The sequence below is a fragment of the Kitasatospora sp. NBC_00374 genome (assembly GCF_041434935.1).
GTDB lineage: Bacteria > Actinomycetota > Actinomycetes > Streptomycetales > Streptomycetaceae > Kitasatospora.
This window is the reverse complement of the sequence record NZ_CP107964.1, coordinates 7,710,531-7,727,623: the sequence shown is the minus strand read 5'-3', so window position 1 is coordinate 7,727,623 and position 17,093 is coordinate 7,710,531. Positions and strand designations below refer to the sequence as shown.

Genomic DNA, 17,093 nt, shown 5'->3' with positions numbered 1-17,093 from the left:
GTGCCCAAACTCCCGCCGATCACCCGCTCCGCCTGGCTGCGCCTCGCACTGCTGCTGGCCGTCCTGGCCGCGCTGGCCTGCTCCCTGCTGCTCTGGGACCCGGCCGCGGTGCTGTCCCGGGCCGGCGGGCCCTGGCGGCTGCCGATCGCCACGGTGGTGTACGCCGTGGGCACCCTGGCGTTCGTCCCCAAGCCTGCGCTGAACGCGGCCGCCGGGCTGCTGCTCGGGATGGTCCAGGGGCTGGCGCTGGCCGTCGTGGCCACCACGCTGGGCGCGGTCCTGGCCTTCTGGCTCGGCCGCGCGCTGGGCCGGGACGCGATCCGCCCGCTGATCCGCACGAGGTGGCTGACCGCGCTGGACCAGCGGCTCACCGAGCAGGGGTTCCGCAGCGTCCTGCTGATGCGGATCGTTCCCGGGCTGCCGTTCCAGGCGGCGAACTACGGGTGCGCGCTGTCCGGGGTGCGGTTCTGGCCGTACACCTGGGCCACGCTGCTCGGCGTGGCCCCGGGCACCGCCGCGTACGTGGTGGCGGGTGCGAGTGCGGGTTCGCCGACCTCGCCGGCCTTCCTGATCTCCGCCGCGGTGATCGTGCTGATGTGCGCGATCAGCGTGGTGACCCTGTGGCGGGCGCGCGCCGCGGCCCGGGCCGCGCGGCCTGCGGACGCTACCGCGTGATCGACGGGTGCCACTCCCCGAGCACCCGCAGGATCGCGGTGTTGACCACCGTCACGGCGCCCAGCATGGTCGCCCACGCCGGGTACCCGCCGAGCGCGAGCGCGGCCACGGCCCCGCCGAACACCAGCAGCTGGGTCAGGTACCAGGCGGGCGGGGACTTCACGGTCGCCCGCGGCGAGGCGTAGCGGCCCCAGAGCAGCGCCGCCGCGAGGGGCAGAGCCACCGCCAGCAGGACCCGCACCGCGAGCGGCGCGTCCACCCGGTAGCCGCCGATCCCCAGCGCGACCAGCGCGCAGATCTCCAGCAGGAAGCGGAGCGCCAGGTTGGCTCCGGTCATCGCCTTGCGCACGGACGTGCCCCCGTCCCCGGCCGCCACGGCCGAAACGCGGCACATCCTAGGCGAGACCCGCCGCCGATCGGCCCCGGTTCGACGGATCGGCCTTGACGGAGCAATTGATTAGGTGCCATATTACTTCTCATGAACGAGGACGCACCGGGCGAGGACGCGCCGACACTGGACCAGGCCCGGCGCCAGATCCGGCACTACGGCCTCGACGCGGACCCGCAGTCCGTCCTGGTCGCCGTCCGGCTGATGGCGGCCGGTGCCCGGCTGGGCCAGGCGAGCGAGGCGCACTTCGCACGGTACGGCCTGTCCACGGGACGCTACCGGCTGCTGGCCGAGCTGGAGGACAGCGGCGGGGAGAAGTCCCCCTCGCGCCTGGCCGCCGGCCTCGGCGTGTCCCGCGCCACGGTGACCGGCCTGGTCGACGCCCTCGCACGGGACGGGCTGGTGGTACGGCGCCCGTCGGCCGAGGACGGGCGCTCGGCCGAGGTGGTGCTGACCGCCCGGGGCGCGCAGAAGCTGCGCGACCTGGCCCCCGACCACTTCGGCCGACTGCAGGCGATGGTCGGTGAGCTCAGTACCGAGGAGCGCACCGTCTTCCTGGATCTGCTCGCCCGCGTCACGCGGGGCATCACCGCACTGACCGAGCCGTAGCCGCAGCCACGGCCGCGGGCCCCGTGCGGGCCCACGGCCCCGCACGCCGGGCGGGGCCTTCGCGCGCCCATATAGTTAGGCACCTAATCACATGCACTCAATCGCAGGCCCCGAGCAGCACGCCCGGGCGGAAATCGAGGACACCATGGGAAAGCGACGCGGCGGCCCGACCGACCGGGCCGGCACCGCCCCCAAGCGCTTCGCACTCGGGCGCGAGGTACTGGTCGCGTACGCCGCCCCGGCGCTCAGCGCCGGCGCGGGTGGCCTGATCACCGGGCAGACCGGCCTGGCCATCGCCGCCGGCACCTCCATCGCCGGCGGCTCGGCCCTGGCCGCCGCCCTGACCGGCGGCTGGCTCCAGCGCGGCCGCACCCGCCGGCGATGGCCGGCCAGAGCGCCGAAAGCGCTGCTCGCCGGGGGCGCCGCCCTGGCCGCCGCCGCCGTCGCCGCCCTGGCCGCCCACCTCACCACCACCGGCCTCGACGGCCGGACCGGCGTACACCTCACCCCCGTGCTCGACCGCCTGCCCATGGACCTCCCGGTCTCGGCCGCCCTCGCCGCCGCCATCGTCAGCTGGCGCTGGCGCGTCCTGCACCGCGAGCCGGACGGCGGCCCGCACAGCGCGTCCTGACCCACCGTCCGCCACACCCCCCTGAGAGGAACCACCGATGATCGTCGTCATGGGAGCCACCGGAGCCACCGGCAGCGCACTGCTGCACCGCCTCACCGAGCTGGGCGTACCGGCCCGGGCGCTGAGCCGCGACCCCGACCGGCTCCGGGCCCGGCTCGACCCCGCCGCCCCCGTCGAGGTGCGGGCGGCCGACGCCGCGGACCCGGCATCCCTGCGGGCCGCGTTCGAGGGTGCCGACCAGCTGTTCCTGACCATGGCCAACAGTCCGTTCCAGGTCGAGTTGGAGATCCGGGCGGTCGAGGCCGCGGCCGCGAGCGGCATCGGACACGTCGTCAAACTCTCCGCCCCGGCGGTCGGTCCGGACTCCCCCGTCGCCGTCTCGCGCGGGCACCACGCGATCGAGGAACGCCTGCGGGCCCACGGCCTCGCGCACACCCTGCTGCGGCCGTACGCCTTCATGCAGAAGCTGCTCCTGCTCGCACCGGGGATCGCCGCGCGGGACGTCGTGCACGGCACCCTGGGCGACGCCGCCCGCAACTACGTCGACTGCCGTGACATCGCCGACGTCGCCGCCGCGGTCCTGACCCGTCCCGAGCTCGCCGGGCGGATATACCCGCTGACCGGCGACCGGGCCTACAACCACCCCCAGCTCGTCCACCTGCTGGGCAGCCTGCTGGAGCGCCGGATCCACTACGCCGACCTGCCCGCCGACGCGTTCCGCCGGCACCTGGTCGAGCAGGCGCGGATGCCCGGCTGGCTCGCCGACCACGTGGTGGAGATCCAGCGACTGGCGGCCGCCCGGCCCGAGCGGCCCGACGACACCGTCGCACGGGTGCTGGGCCGGCCTCCGCGCAGCCTGGAGGCCTTCCTGCGCGAGCACCTCGGCCACTTCCACGAGGGTTCGCCCCGGGAGCCCGGGGCGGCGCCGGCCCGCGGATAACTACTGGCCGCCTCCGCACCGGTCGAGCATCATGGCGGCCATGACGACGACTCCCCGCATCGACCCCCCGTTCGCCGCCGACGAGAGCACCATGCTCCACTCCTGGCTCGACTACCACCGCGCCACCCTCGCCGTGAAGTGCGAGGGCCTGACCGACGATCAGCTGCGCGCGCGCTCGGTCGAGCCGTCCACCCTCTCGCTGCTCGGCCTGGTGCGACACATGGCCGAGGTCGAGCGCCAGTGGTTCCAGGGCATCCTGGCCGGCACCGACCTCGGCGGCAGCGGCCTGTACTGGAGCGAGGCGGAGCCGGACGGCGACTTCGACGGTGTGGACACGGCGGACGTGGCGGCGGACTTCGCCGCCTGGCGGGCCCAGGTCGAACTGGCCCGCCGGGCGGCGGCCGGTCTCCCGCTGGAGACGGTGGGCAAGTCGCTGCGCCGGGGCGAGGAGGTGACGCTCCGCTGGATCCTCGTCCACATGATCGAGGAGTACGCGCGGCACAACGGGCACGCCGATCTGATCCGCGAGCGGGTCGACGGCGCCACCGGCGAGTGAACCCGTTACACGATTGTTGACAGGCAGTCAACCACGGCCTGACGCACACCGATATGGTCTACGCGCGCAACCAGCACCGGACCTGGGGCGTCGAATGGATCATCCGGACAATCACGGATTTCCCGCTCGCCACAACTCGTCCGGCGGTCGCGAGCGGGCACCAGACCGGTGATCAATGCGATACTCGGACAGTTCCAACAAGTGGATGACGTGTCAAGAAGACGCGGAAACCCGGGGGACACGTACGGGACGGGACAGGGAGGCGCGGCATGGGAGCACTTCGCGACGAGCACCACAACGGGTGGCTGATGCCCTCCGGAAACTACTCGGCTGCGGTGTACGAGGAGCCGTGGGACGGCGAGGAGACCCTTCAGAACGTGGCGCCCGCGCCCGCGAAGATCGTCTCCCTGCGGCCGACCGGCTTCGAGTCCGCCCGCACCGTCGGTGAGCACATCCGGGCCTCGGTGCCGGTCGTCATGGACCTCACCGAGATGAGCGAGGCGGAGGCCAAGCGCATGGTCGACTTCGCCTCCGGACTGATCTTCGGCACCCGGGGCGGGATCGAGCGGATCGCCCGCCGGGTCTTCCTGCTCACCCCCGCCGACGTCGAGGTCACCGTGATCGACCGGCCGCTCGACGAGACCGGCTTCTACAACCAGAGCTGACCGGAGCCAGAGCCGACCGGCCGGGTCGGAGCTCCTCCCGGCCACGACTTCCGATCTTCCGAAACCGGGGGCGGCACCACGCCGACCCCGGTTTCCTGCTGTCCGCTCACAGCCCCACCACCCCCGGACGGCTCTCAGATGAGTCGCCATTGAATCTCGTGAGACATTGATGTCTCAGATGCTCTACACTCGGCTCATGGCCACCGATCGTGACTCCGTCCTCGAAGCCGCCGTCGGCGTGCTCTCCCGCCGCCCGACCGCCCACCTGGACGAGATCGCCCGGGCCGCCGGCATCAGCCGCGCCACCCTGCACCGGATCTTCCCGGGCCGGGAGGCCCTGATCCGCGAGGTCGGCGCCCTCGGCCTGCGCAGGTTCGCCGACGCGCTCGACACCGCCCGGGTCGAGGAGGGCGACGCCCAGGCCGCGCTCAGACGACTGATCGACGCGCTGGTGCCGGACGCCGCGCTCTGTGCCTTCCTCGCCGGCGAGAACCAGCTCTACGACGACCCGGAGATCAACGAGCTCTGGGAGCTCCAGGACGCCCGCGTCCGCGCCCTCTTCCTGCGCGGCCAGCAGGAGGGCGTCTTCCGGATCGAGCTCTCGGCCGGCTGGCTGAGCGAAGCCTTCTTCGACCTCGTCGCGGGCGTGGGCTGGGCCGTCCAGGACGGACGCCTGGCCCCCCGCGACAGTGCCCACTCGCTCGCCGAGCTCTTCCTCGGCGGCGCTCTCAGGAGACCTGATAACTCATGACCGGCAAGCCCCACCTCCCTGCGGTCGCCCGGCGGCGCTGGGCCGGTCTCGGCGTGCTCGTGCTCGCCGTCACCCTGGTCGCGGTCGACGCGACCGTCCTGTCCCTGGCCATCCCCTCCATCAGCGAGACCCTCGACCCCAGCGGCACCCAGCTGCTCTGGATCGGTGACAGCTACTCCTTCGTCCTGGCCGGCCTGCTGGTCAGCATGGGCGCGCTCAGCGACCGGATCGGCCGCAAGAAGCTCCTGCTGATCGGCTCCACCGGCTTCGGCGCCGCCTCGCTGCTCGCCGCGTACGCCCCCGGCCCCGGCTGGCTGATCCTCGCCCGTGCCCTGCTCGGCGTGGCCGGCGCCACCATCATGCCGTCCACCCTCTCGCTGATCCGCACGCTGTTCCCGGACGCCCGGGAGCGGGCCACCGCGATCGGCATCTGGGGTGCCGGCGCGACCGCCGGCGCCGCCCTCGGCCCGCTGGTCGGTGGCGTGCTGCTGGAACACTTCTGGTGGGGCTCGGTCTTCCTGCTCAACCTGCCGGTGCTCGCCCTGCTGCTGGTGTTCGGCTCCTGGCTGCTGCCGGAGTCCAAGGACCCCGAGCCGGGCCGCTGGGACGTGCTCAGCGTGCTGCTCTCCATGGTCGGTGTGATCAGCGCGGTCTACGCCGTCAAGGAGGCGGCCGCGCACGGACTCGACACCTGGGCGGTGCCGGTCACCTTCGCCGTCGGCGTCACCGCGCTGACCGCCTTCGTCCGCCGCCAGCTCCGGCTGGAGACCCCGCTGCTGGACGTCCGGCTGTTCGCCGACTCGCGGTTCACCGCGGCCGTGGTCGCCTCGCTGACCGCGCTGATCGGGCTCTCCGGTGTGATCTTCTTCATGTCGCAGTACCTGCAGCTGGTCCGCGGCTACAGCCCGCTGGAGGCCGGCGTCGCCGAGATGCCCGCCTTCGTCGGCGCCGTCGTCGGCGGCCTGCTGACGGCGCAGGTGGCCCGGCGCACCGGCAGCCGGGCCACCCTGACGGCCGGCCTGCTCGCCATGGGCGCGGGCATCGGCCTGCTCGGCTGGGTCCACGAGGACACCACGTACCTGCTGCTCGGCGTCTCCTTCCTGGTGGTCGGCACCGCCGAGGGCGTGGTCTACACGCTCGCCTCCGACCTCGTGCTCGGCGCCGCCCCCGCCGACCGGTCCGGCGCCGCCTCGGCCGTCTCCGAGACGGCGTACGAGCTGGGCACCGCGCTCGGCATCGCGCTGGTCGGCTCGGTGCTCACCGCGATCTACACCGGGGCGCTGGCCGTTCCCGCGGGGACGGATCCGGCCGCGGTGGCCCGGGCCGGCGAGTCCATCGGCGGCGCGGTGGAGGCCGCCGGCTCGCTCCCGCAGCCGCTCGGCGACCAGCTGCTCACCAGTGCCAAGGACGCCTTCGTCCAGGGCATGAACCTCGCCGCCTGGCTGGCCGCCGGCCTGCTGCTGCTGTCCGCGGGGCTGTCCTGGTACCTGCTGCGCGTCCGCGGCCGGAAGCCCGGCCCGGGCGGCCCGACCGGTCCGTACGGCTCGGGCGTCCCGGGCACCGTGGAACCCGCGGCGGACCGCCTCAGCGCCTGACACCGGGCCGGCGCGCCCTACGGCCGCGGTCGGTGGACGACGTCCGCCACCAGATCGCGGACGAAACCCAGGCCGGCCATCACCCCGAACAGACCCAGCGCCACGGCTCCGCCGACCACCGTCCCGACCGCGATCAGGCCGACCACCAGCGCGGAGATCCGGGCGCCCGAACGCTCGGCGCGGCCGTCCCGGTCCTCCTCGACGTCCCCGTCCATCGCCACCCCCGCAGCAGCATGCCCCCGGGCGGCGGCCGCGGCACCATCCGCGACGGACACGATCGGGCGACGGTCGCCGGGCAGCGGCCCCGGCCGTCCGGTGCCCCCGGACGGCCGGGGTCACTGCCGGTTGAGCGAGCGGCTGACCCCCGCCAGCAGGGCCGTGGTGAGCACCCAGCCGGCCGCGACCAGCCCGTAGCCGAACCACTCCTGCGGGCCCGTCCAGTACCAGGCGGTGCGCTGGCCGAAGCCGCCGATCGGGAGCAGCAGGTCGAGGGTGTAGATCAGCCGGTTGAACGGCGCCCCGCCCTCGGCGGACGCGGGGGTGGGGTCGGCGGTGCTGAAAACGGCGCAGCCCAGGGCCGTCAGGGCGAGCAGCCAGACACCGGCCAGCCAGGGGCGGTAGCCGTACCCGACCGTCACGTCGAGCAGGCGGCCCCAGGCGCGGCCGACCGGGTGCAGGGTCCGCCGGCGGCGGCGCTGCTTGGCGAGCAGGACCCGGCGGGCGGCGTCGTCCTCGCCGGACCGGCGGTACCAGGCGGCCAGTTGCTCGTACGGCTGCGGCGCGTAGCTCGGCAGCGCGGCGAGCCAGGCCAGCCGGCGGGCCGGCGAGGCGGGGGTGGCGCTCTGCAGGGAGGTGTAGGTGAGGCCGTCCAGGCGGGTGTCCCCGGGCCAGCTGCGTTCGTCGTCGTGGAGGACGGAGAGCTGGGCCTCCCGCAGGTCAACGGTGCCGAGGGGAGTCGCGACCGGGGTGAGCCGCAGCTCGCCGACGTGCAACCGGCCGGCCTCCAGGGCCACTTCGGTGCCCCCGAGGACGGCGCCGGCCAACGAGAGCCGGCTGCGGACGGTGGCCCCGGGCAGCCGGATCGCGCCGTTGGCGGTGAAGCCGTCGGCGAGCACCATGGAGCTCGCGCTCAGGTCGTCGCCGCTCAGGGCGTCGCCGCCCGGGTTGTCGATCCGGGCGCCCTCCATGAACAGCCCGCCGTTGAACTGGGCGCCCACCAGCCGCAGTCCGCCGCGGGAGGTGAAGCCCTTGCGGGCGAAGCAGCCCCCGTCCAGGACCATGCCACCGGCCCACAGCGCCCAGACGCCGGGGGCGCGGGCCTCGTCGGGGTCGGTGGTGTCGACGAGTTCGGCAGCGGTCAACCGGACGCCGCTGAGGCGGAGTTCGCCGGTGATGTGGGCCCGGGTGAGGGTGAGGCGGCCGTCGATGACCGAGCCCTCGAAGAACAGGTTGCCGTCCAGGTTGAGCAGCCAGCCGTCCAGGCCGGGTATGCGGCAGCCGACCAGTGCGGTCGAGCGCATCGCGGCTCCCCTGAGGTTCACCTGCTGCTCGAAGTGGCAGCCGCTCAGCGCCAGTTCGTGCTCCGTCCGGGCGCCCGCGAGGTCGAGCCGGCCGGTGATCCGGGCGCCGGTCAGCCGCAGCGCGGCCACCGAGCCGGGAGCGGCGGTGTGTGCACCGAGCAGCAGTGCCGAGAGCACCTCGGCCCGGACGGTGCGCGGCGGCCCCCATCCGGCGCCGCCGGCCGGGTCGTCCCGCTCCGCCCGCCCCTCGCTCAGGTCCACCGCGGCACCGGTCGGGAACGCGTCCCACACCTGCCGCTCGGCCCCGGTCAGTTCGTCGTACGCCAGCACCGCGCCTCCCCCGTTCCGCCCCGACCGGATGCACCCTAGCGAACCCGGCCTCGCCGGAGCGGGTGCGGTCGGGGTCAGAGCTGCAGGTCGCCGCGGTGGCCGAGGTCGATCTCGGCCCAGACCACCTTGCCGTTCCGGGTCTGACGGGTGCCCCAGCGGTGGGCGAGTTCGCTGACCAGGTGCATGCCGCGGCCGCCCTCGTCCTCCTCCGCCGAACTGCGCATCCGGGGCGACTGCCGTCCGGCGTCGGAGACCTCCAGGGTGAGGTAGCGGTCGCGGAACAGCCGCAGCCGGCGCGGCGCGTCGGCGTGCAGCATGGCGTTGGTCACCAGCTCGCTCACCATCAGTTCGGCGTAGTCGCTGACGGCGGACAGGCCCCAGGCCGCCAGGGTGGCGCGGGTGAAGCGGCGGGCCCGGCCGGGCAGCGGCCCGTCGCCGGCGAGCGGGAGGGTGGCGATCCGGTCGGAGGGCACCGGGAGCACCCGCGCCATGATCATGGCGATGTCGTCGTCGGTGCCGTCGGCGACCAGGGCGGCGAGCGCGGCGTCGCAGCTCTCCTCCAGGGTGCGGCCGCGCACCGCGAGGGTGCGTGAGAGCAGGCCGATGCCCTCGTCCAAGTCCCGGCCGCGCTTCTCGACCAGGCCGTCGGTGTACAGGGCGATCAGTCCGCCCTGCGGCAGGGTGAACTCGACCGCGCTGAAGGCCACCCCGCCGACGCCGAGCGGGACGCCCGGGGGCACGTCCAGGGTGCGGGCGGAGCCGTCGGGCGCGACGGCCACCGGCGGCAGGTGGCCCGCGGAGGCGATGGTGCAGGTGCGCTCGACCGGGTCGTAGACCGCGCAGACGCAGGTGGCGAACTGGCCCTCGCCGATGCCCATGGCGGTCTCGTCCAGCCGGGTGAGGACCTGCTCGGGTGCCAGGTCGAGGGTGGCCAGTGTCCTGGCGACGGTCCGCAGTTGGCCCATCGTGGCGGCGGCCCTGATGCCGTGTCCCATGACGTCGCCGACCACCAGGGCGACCCGCCCGCTGGACAGCGGCACCACGTCGAACCAGTCGCCGCCGACCTCGCTCACCACGCTGCTGGGCAGGTAACGGTGGGCGATCTCCAGGCCGAGGGTGCGGTGGATCTCCTGCGGCAGCAGGCTGCGCTGCAGCGTCAGCGCGGTCTCCCGCTCGCGGCGGTAGAGCCGGGCGTTGTCGATGGCCAGCGCCGTGCGGGCGACCAGTTCCTCGGCGAGCGCGACGTCGGCGGCGGTGAACGCGTCGGGGTTGCGGGTCCGGACGAACTCGGCGCCGCCGAGCACCATGCCGCGGGCGATCACCGGCACCAGCAGGTACGAGTGGATGCCGGCCGCCATGGCGGGCCGGACCCGGTCGGGCGAGGGCACCAGGCCGCTCAGCGTCTCCTCGTCCACGTGCGCCCTGAGCAGCGGCCGGCCGCTGAACAGCGTCCGGGCGTACATCCGCTTGGCGTCGTACCGGGAGACCAGGCCGACCGCGTCCGCGGCCTGGGTGAGGCCCGAGCCGAAGGCCTCGCCGACGGCGACGGCCCGGACCTGGACCGAGCTGTCCTGGCGCAGCGGGCCGGGCTCCTCACCGCCGAGCACGGACTCCAGCAGGTCGACGGTGGCGAAGTCGGCGAACCGCGGGACGACCGCCTCGATCAGCTCCTCGGCGGTGCGCTGCAGGTCGAGGGTGGTGCCGATCCGGGCGGTGGCGGCCGCCAGCATGGTGAGCCGCTCCTGGGCGCGGGAGGCCCGGGCCTCGGCCTGGAAGCGCTCGGTCACGTCGATGATCGAGGAGCTGACGCCGAGCACCCGGCCGGTGGAGTCCTCCAGCCGGAAGTAGGACGCGGACCACGCCCGGTCGCGCCGCGGGTCGCCGGGGGTCTGGCCGTGCGAGCGGGCGTCCACCACCGGTCTGCCGGTCAGCAGGACCTGGCGCATCACCGCCTCGATCTCGCTGCTGTTGATACCCGGCAGTACCGCGCTGATCCGCCGCCCGAGGTGGTCCTCGACGGGCAGGCCGTTGATCCGCGCGAGCGCGTTGTTCAGCCGGACGTAGCGCAGGTCGGTGTCGTAGACCGCCAGCCCGATCGGCGACTGGGTGAAGAAGCCGTCGAGCACCGCCAGGTCGGCCTCGACCTCGCGCAGCACGTTGAGGTCGGAGGCGGTGGCGAGCAGCAGGGGCCGGCCGTCCGGGCCGCCGAGCGGGTAGGTGTGGAACTCCAGCTCCACCAGGTGACCGTCGCGGTGCCGGACCGGGTAGCTGCCCGACCAGCCGCGGCCGGACATGATCTGCCGGAACAGGCCGAGCACCTTGGGCCGCTCCGAGTCGCCGAGCAGCAGCTGAGCGGCGTAGGAGCCGATCGCCTGGGCGGCGGGGTAGCCCAGGAGCGCCTCGGCCTCCTGGCTCCAGTGCAGGATCCGGCCGTCGTCCTGGAGCAGTACCGTGGCCAGCGGCACGAGCCGGTGGCCGGCCAGGCGCGCCGAGGCGGCGCCTGCCGCGCCCCGGCCGGCGCCGTCCGGCGCGCTCCGCTCGAATCCGTGCATGATCAGGTGGTCACCTGCCAGGTACCTTCCCGCTCGGAGCCCGGGCAACCCGGCTTTCCACCAGACTGCACGGCGTCCGCCCGGACGGCTAGTCAGCTCACACGGGCAATTGGATCGATCGACATCGCGGGGTACGGCGCCGGGGCGCCCGGCACGGCGATCCCGGGCGTCGGCGTGGGAGCCCCGCTCATCCGCGCCAGACGGATGTACCAGGGGCTCCGGCGGCCTCCGGGGCCGGTCGCCGGTGGGCTCAGCCGCCGGTGAGCACCGTGTCGAGCATCCGGGCCCACTGCCGGACGATCCCGGCCCGGCGCGGGCCGTCGTCGGTGAGCAGATTGGCCAGCCCCAGGCCGCGGGCCAGGTCGAGGGTGGCCTGGACGGTCTCGCGGACCCCGGGCACGCTCTCGTCGGCGCCGAGGAACTCCACCGCCGCCAGGTGGGCCTCCCGGCCCACCTGGTTCTCCAGGGCGACGATCCGCTCCCGCAGCGGCTCCTCGGTGGCGGCGGCCACCCACAGGTGCAAGGCCGCCCGGAACAGCGGACCGGTGTAGAGGCGGACGATCATCTCGGCCACCGCCTCGGTCCTGGCCGGCCCGGCCGGCGGCAGCTGTCCGCTGTGGGCGCGCACCGCCGCCAGCCGCTCGGCCGCCACGTGCTCGACGGCCGCCGTGAAGAGGTCCTCCCTGGTCGGGAAGTGGTGCTGGGCGGCGCCCCGGGTCACCCCGGCCCGTTCGGCGACCACGGTGACGGTGCTGCCGTTCCACCCGAGCTCGGCCAGGCACTCCACGGCCGCCTCCAGCAGCCGGCGCCGGGTGGCGCGGCTCCGGGTCTGCTGGGGGGTGCGGGAGGCGGCATGGGTGGCGTTCATGGCTGCTTTCCGATGGGGGCCGGTGTCCGCCCGATACTGTCAGACCTGCCGGGACAGGGCGCGCAGCTCCCTGCGGAGGATCTTGCCGGCCACCGACTTCGGCACGGCCGGGATGAACTGCACCGACCGCACCTTCTTGTACGGGGCGACCTGGGCCGCGACGAACTCCGTCACCTGCTGCTCCGTCAGTGCGCTGCCGGGCGCCCGCACCACGTACGCCCTGGGGCGCTCCTCGCCGTCCTCGCCGATGACGCCGATCACGGCCGCGTCGGCGATCTCCGGGTGGGTCAGCAGCAGCGCCTCCAGCTCGGCGGGGGCGACCTGGTAGCCCTTGTACTTGATGAGCTCCTTGACCCGGTCGACCACGAAGAGGTAGCCGTCCGCGTCGACGTGGCCGATGTCGCCGGTGTGCAGCCAGCCGTCCTCGTCGATCATGGCGTCGGTCTCGGACTGGCGGCCGAAGTAGCCCTTCATCACCTGAGGTCCGCGGAAGACCAGTTCGCCGTCCTCGCCCGGGCCGAGGTCCTTGCCGGAGCCGTCCAGGGCCACCACCCGCAGCTCGGTGCTGGCCACCAGCCGCCCGACCGTGTCACGCGGGGCGCCGGTGTCGGCCAGCGGCAGCACGTTGGTGACCGGGGAGAGCTCGGTCATGCCGTAGCCCTGGCGGATGTTGGGCAGGCCGAGGCGGCGGGCACAGGCGGCGGCCAGGTCGGCGTCCAGCGGGGCGGCCGAACAGAGCACGAACTTCAGCGAGGAGAGGTCGAAGCTGTCCACCAGCGGATGCTTGGCCAGGGCCAGGGCGATCGGCGGCGCGACGAACACGCCCTCGATCCGCTGCTCCTGGATGGTGCGCAGGAACTGCTCCAGGTCGAAGCGGGGCAGCACCACCACCGTGGAGCCGCAGCGCAGCGGGTGGTTGAGCAGCGCGGAGAGCCCGTAGATGTGGAAGAACGGGAGGACGGCGAGGATCCGCTCCCCGGGCCCGGTCGAGTGGACGGGGTCGACCTGGGCCATGTTGGAGGCGATCGACCGGTGGGTCAGCATCACCCCCTTGGGCAGGCCGGTGGTGCCGCTGGAGTACGGGAGCGCGGCGACGTCCTCGGCCGGGTCGATCAGCGGGGTCGGCTCGGGCGCCGTGGTGGCGGCCAGGTCGGCCAGCGAGCGGTGGCCCGGGGCCGTGTCGCAGACCAGGATCTCCGCGATCGGGGTGCCCTCCGCCGCGAGTGCGGCGGCCGCCTCGGTGGCCACCGGGAGGAACGGCGAGACGGTGATGATCCAGCGGGCCCGGCTGTCCCGCAGCTGGCCGGCCAGTTCGTGCGCGGTGGTCATCGAGCTGACGGTGGTGACGGTCGCGCCGGCCCGGGTGGCACCGTAGAAGGCGACCGGGTACACGATGGTGTTGGGGCTGTACAGCGCCACCACGTCGCCCTTGCGCACACCCGCCTCGGCGAGCCCGGCGGCGGTGCGGCGGGTGGCGGCGTCCAGCTCAGCGTAGCTGATCGACTGCCCGGTGATCCCGTCGACCAGGGCCGGTATGTCGGCGTACGCCGCGGCTCCGCCCAGCACCGCCTCGTGGATGGGCAGGTCGATCGGGTCGATGTCCGGGTAGTCACTGCGAAATGCCATGCTGCTGGTCTCCTGACCGGTCGGGTGCAGCCTCAAGAGTGGCGGCTGCGGGCGGCCGCGGACAGGGTGCGTGCCGATCGCGACCCGTGCGACCAAGGAACACTGCCCCGCCCGGGCCCGCCCCACCGCGCCCGCTCAGTACGACCGGGGCAGCCCCAGGGTGTGCTGGGCGACGTAGTTGAGGATCATCTCCCGGCTGACCGGCGCGACCCGGCCGACCCGGGTGGCGGTGAGCAGCGCGCCCAGACCATACTCCTGGGTGAGGCCGTTGCCGCCCAGGGTCTGCACCGCCTGGTCGACGGCGCGGCAGGCGGCCTCGCCCGCCGCGTACTTGGCCATGTTGGCGGCCTCGCCGGCGCCAGGGTCGTCACCCGCGTCGTAGAGGTGTGCGGCCTTCATCATCATCAGCCGGGCCAGCTCGACCTCGATGGTGCACTGGGCCAGCGGGTGGGCGATGCCCTGGTGCGCGCCGATCGGGGTGTCCCAGACGGTACGGGACTTGGCGTACTCGACCGCGGTGTGCAGGGCCTGGCGGGCGACGCCGAGCGAGAAGGCCGCGGTCATGATGCGTTCGGGGTTCAGCCCGGCGAACAGCTGGAGCAGACCGGCGTCCTCGTCCCCGACCAGGGCGTCGGCGGGGAGCCGGACGTCGTCCAGGAAGACCTGGAACTGCTTCTCGGGGGTGACCAGCTCCATCGGGATGGCCGTGTACTCGAAGCCCGGGGTGTCGCGCGGGACGACGAACAGGGCGGGCTTGAGCCGTCCGGTGCGGGCGTCCTCGGTGCGGCCGACGAAGAGCACCGCGTCCGCCCGGTCGACACCGGAGATGAACACCTTGCGGCCGCTCAGCACCCAGCCGTCGCCGTCCCGGCGGGCGATCGTGCTGATCCGGTGCGAGTTCGACCCGGCGTCGGGCTCGGTGATGCCGAAGGCCATCCGGCGGGTGCCGTCGGCGAGGCCGGGCAGCCAGCGCTGCTTCTGCTCGTCGGTGCCGAAGCGGGCGATCACGGTGCCGCAGATCGCCGGGGAGACGATCATCATCAGCAGCGGACAGCCGGCCGTGCCCATCTCCTCCAGCACGATGGCGAGTTCGGCGATCCCCGCGCCACCGCCGCCGTACTCGGTGGGCAGGTTGACGCCGAGGTAGCCGAGCTTGCCGGCCTCGGCCCAGACCTCGTCGGCGGGCTCGCCGGCCCGGGCCTTGGCCTGGAAGTAGCTGGGGCCGTAGCGGCGGGCGAGGTCGCCGACGGCCTGGCGCAGGGCGCGCCGTTCGGCGGACTCGATCAGGGGGTTCTCGGTGGCGTCGGTGGTGTCGGCGGCTTCGGTGGTGGTGCGCGGTGCGGACATGGTGGTCCTTCCGGGCGGAGGGTGGTGGTGGCGGGGCGTGGGTGTGAACGTGCGTGTGGGAGTGGCGCGTTGGAAACGGGCTCGGGCTCAGGCGGGCTCGGCGACGACGGCGAGCAGGGTGCCGGGCTCGACCTGGTGGCCGGGGGCGACGTGCAGGTCCGTGAGGACACCGTCGGTGGGGGCGGTGATGCGGTGCTCCATCTTCATCGCCTCCAGCCAGAGCAGCGGCTGGCCCGCCACGACCCGTTCGCCGACGGCCGCGGCGACCCGCACCACGGTGCCGGGCATCGGGGCGAGCAGGGCGCCGGGCTCGGTGTGTTCGACCGGATCCGGGAAGCGGTCGAGGGCCGTGAGCACGGTGGCGCCGGCCGCCGAGTCCAGGTGGACGGTGGTTCCGTACACGGCGACCGCGTAGCTGCGGCGCAGCGGTCCGACGGTCAGGACCACCCGGTCCGGGGCGGCTTCGACCAGCGCGGTGTCGGGATGGCCCTCGGCCCGCAGGCCGTCCCGGGTGAGGCGGTAGCGGACCTCGTGTTCGGTGCCGTCGGCGGCGAGGTACCGCTTGACCTGCGGCTGGGAGGGCAGGTTGCGCCAGCCGGACGGCAGGTGGGTGCGGCGCCCGGCAGCGTCGGCGAGGGCGGCGGCGAGGGCCGCGAGCGGGGCGTCCTTGTCGGCGGGGCCGGCCGGCTCGGCGGTGAGTTCCGCGGCGTGTTCGGTGAGGAATCCGGTGTGCAGCCGTTCGGCCAGGAACGCGGGGTGGCGCAGGGTCCGGGCGAGCAACTCCCGGTTGGTGCGCGGTCCGTGGAGCCTGGCCCGGGTGAGTGCGTCGGCGAGCAGGCGGGCGGCGGCCGGGCGGGTGGGCGCCCAGGCGATGACCTTGGCGAGCATGGCGTCGTAGTGCACGGTGACGGTGGAGCCGGCGCTGACGCCCGAGTCCAGCCTTAGGCCGGAGGCCGTCCGGCCGGTGGTGAACTCGACGGGTGCGCCGGGGAGTTCGATGTGGTGGAGGCGGCCCGTCTGCGGCTGCCAGTCCTGGTCCGGGTCCTCGGCGTAGAGCCGGGCCTCGATGGCGCAGCCGCTGGTCGCGGGCGCCTGCTCGGGGAGCTTCCCGCCTTCGGCGACGGCGAGTTGGAGGGCGACCAGATCGAGCCCGGTGACGCACTCGGTGACGGGGTGCTCGACCTGGAGGCGGGTGTTCATCTCCAGGAAGAAGAAGCGGCCGTCGGGGGCCAGCAGGAACTCGGCCGTGCCGGCGCCGGTGTAGCCGATCGCCCGGGCCGCGGCGACGGCGGCGGCGTGCAGGTCGGCGCGCAGGGTGTCGGACAGACCGGGTGCCGGGGCCTCCTCGACGACCTTCTGGTGGCGGCGCTGCAGCGAGCAGTCGCGGTCGCCGAGGGCCAGCACGGTGCCGTGGGTGTCGGCCATCAGCTGGACCTCGATGTGCCGGCCGGCCGGCAGGTAGGGCTCGCAGAACACCTCGTCCGATCCGAACGCCTTGGCGGCCTCGGCGCGGGCGGCGAGCAGCGCGTCGGGCAGTTCGGCGAGGGCCCGCACGATCCGCATGCCGCGCCCGCCACCACCCGCGGCCGCCTTCACCAGCAGCGGCAGGTCGGCCTCGGTGGGCTGCGCGGACGCGGTGAGCACGGGCACCCCGGCGGCCGCCATCAGCCGCTTGGCCTCGGTCTTGGAGCCCATCGCGGCGATGGCGGCCGGCGGCGGGCCGATCCAGGTCAGACCGGCGTCCTCGACGGCCCGGGCGAACTCGGCGTTCTCGGACAGGAAGCCGTACCCGGGGTGGACGGCGTCCGCCCCGGCGGCGCGGGCGGCGGCGACGATCAGGTCGGCGCGAAGGTAGGTGTCGGCGGGGGCCGCGCCGGGCAGCCGGACGGCGGTGTCGGCCTCGCGGACGTGCGGGGCGTCGGCGTCCGGGTCGGAGTACACGGCGACGGTGGCGATGCCGAGGTCGCGGCAGGTGCGGAAGACCCGGCGGGCGATCTCGCCCCGGTTGGCGACCAGCAGTGAGGTGATCATGTGTGAGTT

Annotated in this window: 16 protein-coding genes; 8 read left to right on the top strand and 8 right to left on the bottom strand. The window is 74.2% G+C overall.

Translation table 11 applies throughout. The features are described from left to right. Nucleotides 1-675 carry a TVP38/TMEM64 family protein gene (locus OG871_RS33635; RefSeq protein WP_371501990.1) on the top strand — a complete coding sequence of 225 codons (675 nt, stop codon included), beginning with the start codon at nucleotides 1-3 and terminating at the stop codon, nucleotides 673-675. Here the strand turns inward: OG871_RS33635 and OG871_RS33630 are convergent. After that, entirely contained in the window at nucleotides 665-1,012 is a 348-nt protein-coding gene (locus tag OG871_RS33630) for a YrdB family protein (RefSeq protein ID WP_371501989.1), read from the bottom strand. The genes OG871_RS33635 and OG871_RS33630 overlap by 11 nt on opposite strands. Nucleotides 1,013-1,153: 141 nt before the next feature. Here OG871_RS33630 and OG871_RS33625 point away from each other — a divergent pair, with 141 nt between their 5' ends. The 7 genes from OG871_RS33625 to OG871_RS33595 all read left to right on the top strand — a co-directional run bounded on the left by OG871_RS33625 (nucleotide 1,154) and on the right by OG871_RS33595 (nucleotide 6,810). Continuing rightward, nucleotides 1,154-1,672, top strand: a complete 519-nt coding sequence (locus OG871_RS33625) for a MarR family winged helix-turn-helix transcriptional regulator (protein WP_371501988.1) — start codon at nucleotides 1,154-1,156, stop codon at nucleotides 1,670-1,672. A 91-nt stretch (nucleotides 1,673-1,763) separates the two neighbouring features. Beyond that, nucleotides 1,764-2,303 carry a hypothetical protein gene (locus OG871_RS33620; protein WP_371501987.1) on the top strand — a complete coding sequence of 180 codons (540 nt, stop codon included), beginning with the start codon at nucleotides 1,764-1,766 and terminating at the stop codon, nucleotides 2,301-2,303. Nucleotides 2,304-2,352: 49 nt separating this feature from the next. Continuing rightward, nucleotides 2,353-3,243: an NAD(P)H-binding protein gene (locus tag OG871_RS33615; RefSeq protein WP_371501986.1), complete on the top strand. Its 891-nt coding sequence runs from the start codon at nucleotides 2,353-2,355 to the stop codon at nucleotides 3,241-3,243. A gap of 40 nt (nucleotides 3,244-3,283) precedes the next feature. After that, nucleotides 3,284-3,799, top strand: a complete 516-nt coding sequence (locus tag OG871_RS33610) for a DinB family protein (RefSeq protein ID WP_371501984.1) — start codon at nucleotides 3,284-3,286, stop codon at nucleotides 3,797-3,799. Between the two features lie 269 nt (nucleotides 3,800-4,068). Continuing rightward, entirely contained in the window at nucleotides 4,069-4,464 is a 396-nt protein-coding gene (locus tag OG871_RS33605) for a cell division protein SepF (RefSeq protein WP_371501983.1), read from the top strand. Nucleotides 4,465-4,660: 196 nt separating this feature from the next. Next, nucleotides 4,661-5,215 carry a TetR/AcrR family transcriptional regulator gene (locus OG871_RS33600; protein WP_371501982.1) on the top strand — a complete coding sequence of 185 codons (555 nt, stop codon included), beginning with the start codon at nucleotides 4,661-4,663 and terminating at the stop codon, nucleotides 5,213-5,215. After that, nucleotides 5,212-6,810 carry an MFS transporter gene (locus tag OG871_RS33595; RefSeq protein WP_371501981.1) on the top strand — a complete coding sequence of 533 codons (1,599 nt, stop codon included), beginning with the start codon at nucleotides 5,212-5,214 and terminating at the stop codon, nucleotides 6,808-6,810. The genes OG871_RS33600 and OG871_RS33595 overlap by 4 nt, the downstream gene beginning before the upstream one ends. A gap of 17 nt (nucleotides 6,811-6,827) precedes the next feature. Here OG871_RS33595 and OG871_RS33590 read toward each other — a convergent pair whose 3' ends face one another. From OG871_RS33590 to OG871_RS33560, 7 genes are all read right to left on the bottom strand, one after another. Next, nucleotides 6,828-7,085: a hypothetical protein gene (locus OG871_RS33590; protein WP_371501980.1), complete on the bottom strand. Its 258-nt coding sequence runs from the start codon at nucleotides 7,083-7,085 to the stop codon at nucleotides 6,828-6,830. A 60-nt stretch (nucleotides 7,086-7,145) separates the two neighbouring features. Continuing rightward, nucleotides 7,146-8,660 (bottom strand): oxidoreductase, encoded by a 1,515-nt coding sequence (locus OG871_RS33585; protein ID WP_371501978.1) that lies wholly within the window; start codon nucleotides 8,658-8,660, stop codon nucleotides 7,146-7,148. A gap of 74 nt (nucleotides 8,661-8,734) precedes the next feature. Then, on the bottom strand, nucleotides 8,735-11,212 hold the full coding sequence (locus tag OG871_RS33580) for a SpoIIE family protein phosphatase (protein ID WP_371501977.1): 2,478 nt from the start codon (nucleotides 11,210-11,212) through the stop codon (nucleotides 8,735-8,737). Between the two features lie 250 nt (nucleotides 11,213-11,462). After that, entirely contained in the window at nucleotides 11,463-12,080 is a 618-nt protein-coding gene (locus OG871_RS33575; protein WP_371501976.1) for a TetR/AcrR family transcriptional regulator, read from the bottom strand. 39 nt (nucleotides 12,081-12,119) lie between these two features. Next, complete coding sequence (locus OG871_RS33570; protein WP_371501975.1) at nucleotides 12,120-13,706, bottom strand: AMP-binding protein; 1,587 nt, start codon at nucleotides 13,704-13,706, stop codon at nucleotides 12,120-12,122. A gap of 135 nt (nucleotides 13,707-13,841) precedes the next feature. Further along, a complete protein-coding gene (locus tag OG871_RS33565) occupies nucleotides 13,842-15,053 on the bottom strand; it encodes an acyl-CoA dehydrogenase family protein (RefSeq protein ID WP_371501973.1) in 1,212 nt (403 codons plus the stop codon). 87 nt (nucleotides 15,054-15,140) lie between these two features. After that, nucleotides 15,141-17,084 carry a biotin carboxylase N-terminal domain-containing protein gene (locus tag OG871_RS33560; RefSeq protein ID WP_371501972.1) on the bottom strand — a complete coding sequence of 648 codons (1,944 nt, stop codon included), beginning with the start codon at nucleotides 17,082-17,084 and terminating at the stop codon, nucleotides 15,141-15,143. Nucleotides 17,085-17,093: the final 9 nt, after the last annotated feature.

Coding starts and splice junctions, on each gene's coding strand:
- OG871_RS33565 (WP_371501973.1), bottom strand. CDS start 15,053: ATGTCCGCACCGCGCACCACCACCGAAGCCGCCGACACCACCGACGCC.
- OG871_RS33605 (WP_371501983.1), top strand. CDS start 4,069: ATGGGAGCACTTCGCGACGAGCACCACAACGGGTGGCTGATGCCCTCC.
- OG871_RS33595 (WP_371501981.1), top strand. CDS start 5,212: ATGACCGGCAAGCCCCACCTCCCTGCGGTCGCCCGGCGGCGCTGGGCC.
- OG871_RS33615 (WP_371501986.1), top strand. CDS start 2,353: ATGGGAGCCACCGGAGCCACCGGCAGCGCACTGCTGCACCGCCTCACC.
- OG871_RS33570 (WP_371501975.1), bottom strand. CDS start 13,706: ATGGCATTTCGCAGTGACTACCCGGACATCGACCCGATCGACCTGCCC.
- OG871_RS33625 (WP_371501988.1), top strand. CDS start 1,154: ATGAACGAGGACGCACCGGGCGAGGACGCGCCGACACTGGACCAGGCC.
- OG871_RS33620 (WP_371501987.1), top strand. CDS start 1,764: ATGCACTCAATCGCAGGCCCCGAGCAGCACGCCCGGGCGGAAATCGAG.
- OG871_RS33575 (WP_371501976.1), bottom strand. CDS start 12,080: ATGAACGCCACCCATGCCGCCTCCCGCACCCCCCAGCAGACCCGGAGC.
- OG871_RS33600 (WP_371501982.1), top strand. CDS start 4,661: ATGGCCACCGATCGTGACTCCGTCCTCGAAGCCGCCGTCGGCGTGCTC.
- OG871_RS33610 (WP_371501984.1), top strand. CDS start 3,284: ATGACGACGACTCCCCGCATCGACCCCCCGTTCGCCGCCGACGAGAGC.
- OG871_RS33630 (WP_371501989.1), bottom strand. CDS start 1,012: ATGACCGGAGCCAACCTGGCGCTCCGCTTCCTGCTGGAGATCTGCGCG.
- OG871_RS33580 (WP_371501977.1), bottom strand. CDS start 11,212: ATGCACGGATTCGAGCGGAGCGCGCCGGACGGCGCCGGCCGGGGCGCG.
- OG871_RS33560 (WP_371501972.1), bottom strand. CDS start 17,084: ATGATCACCTCACTGCTGGTCGCCAACCGGGGCGAGATCGCCCGCCGG.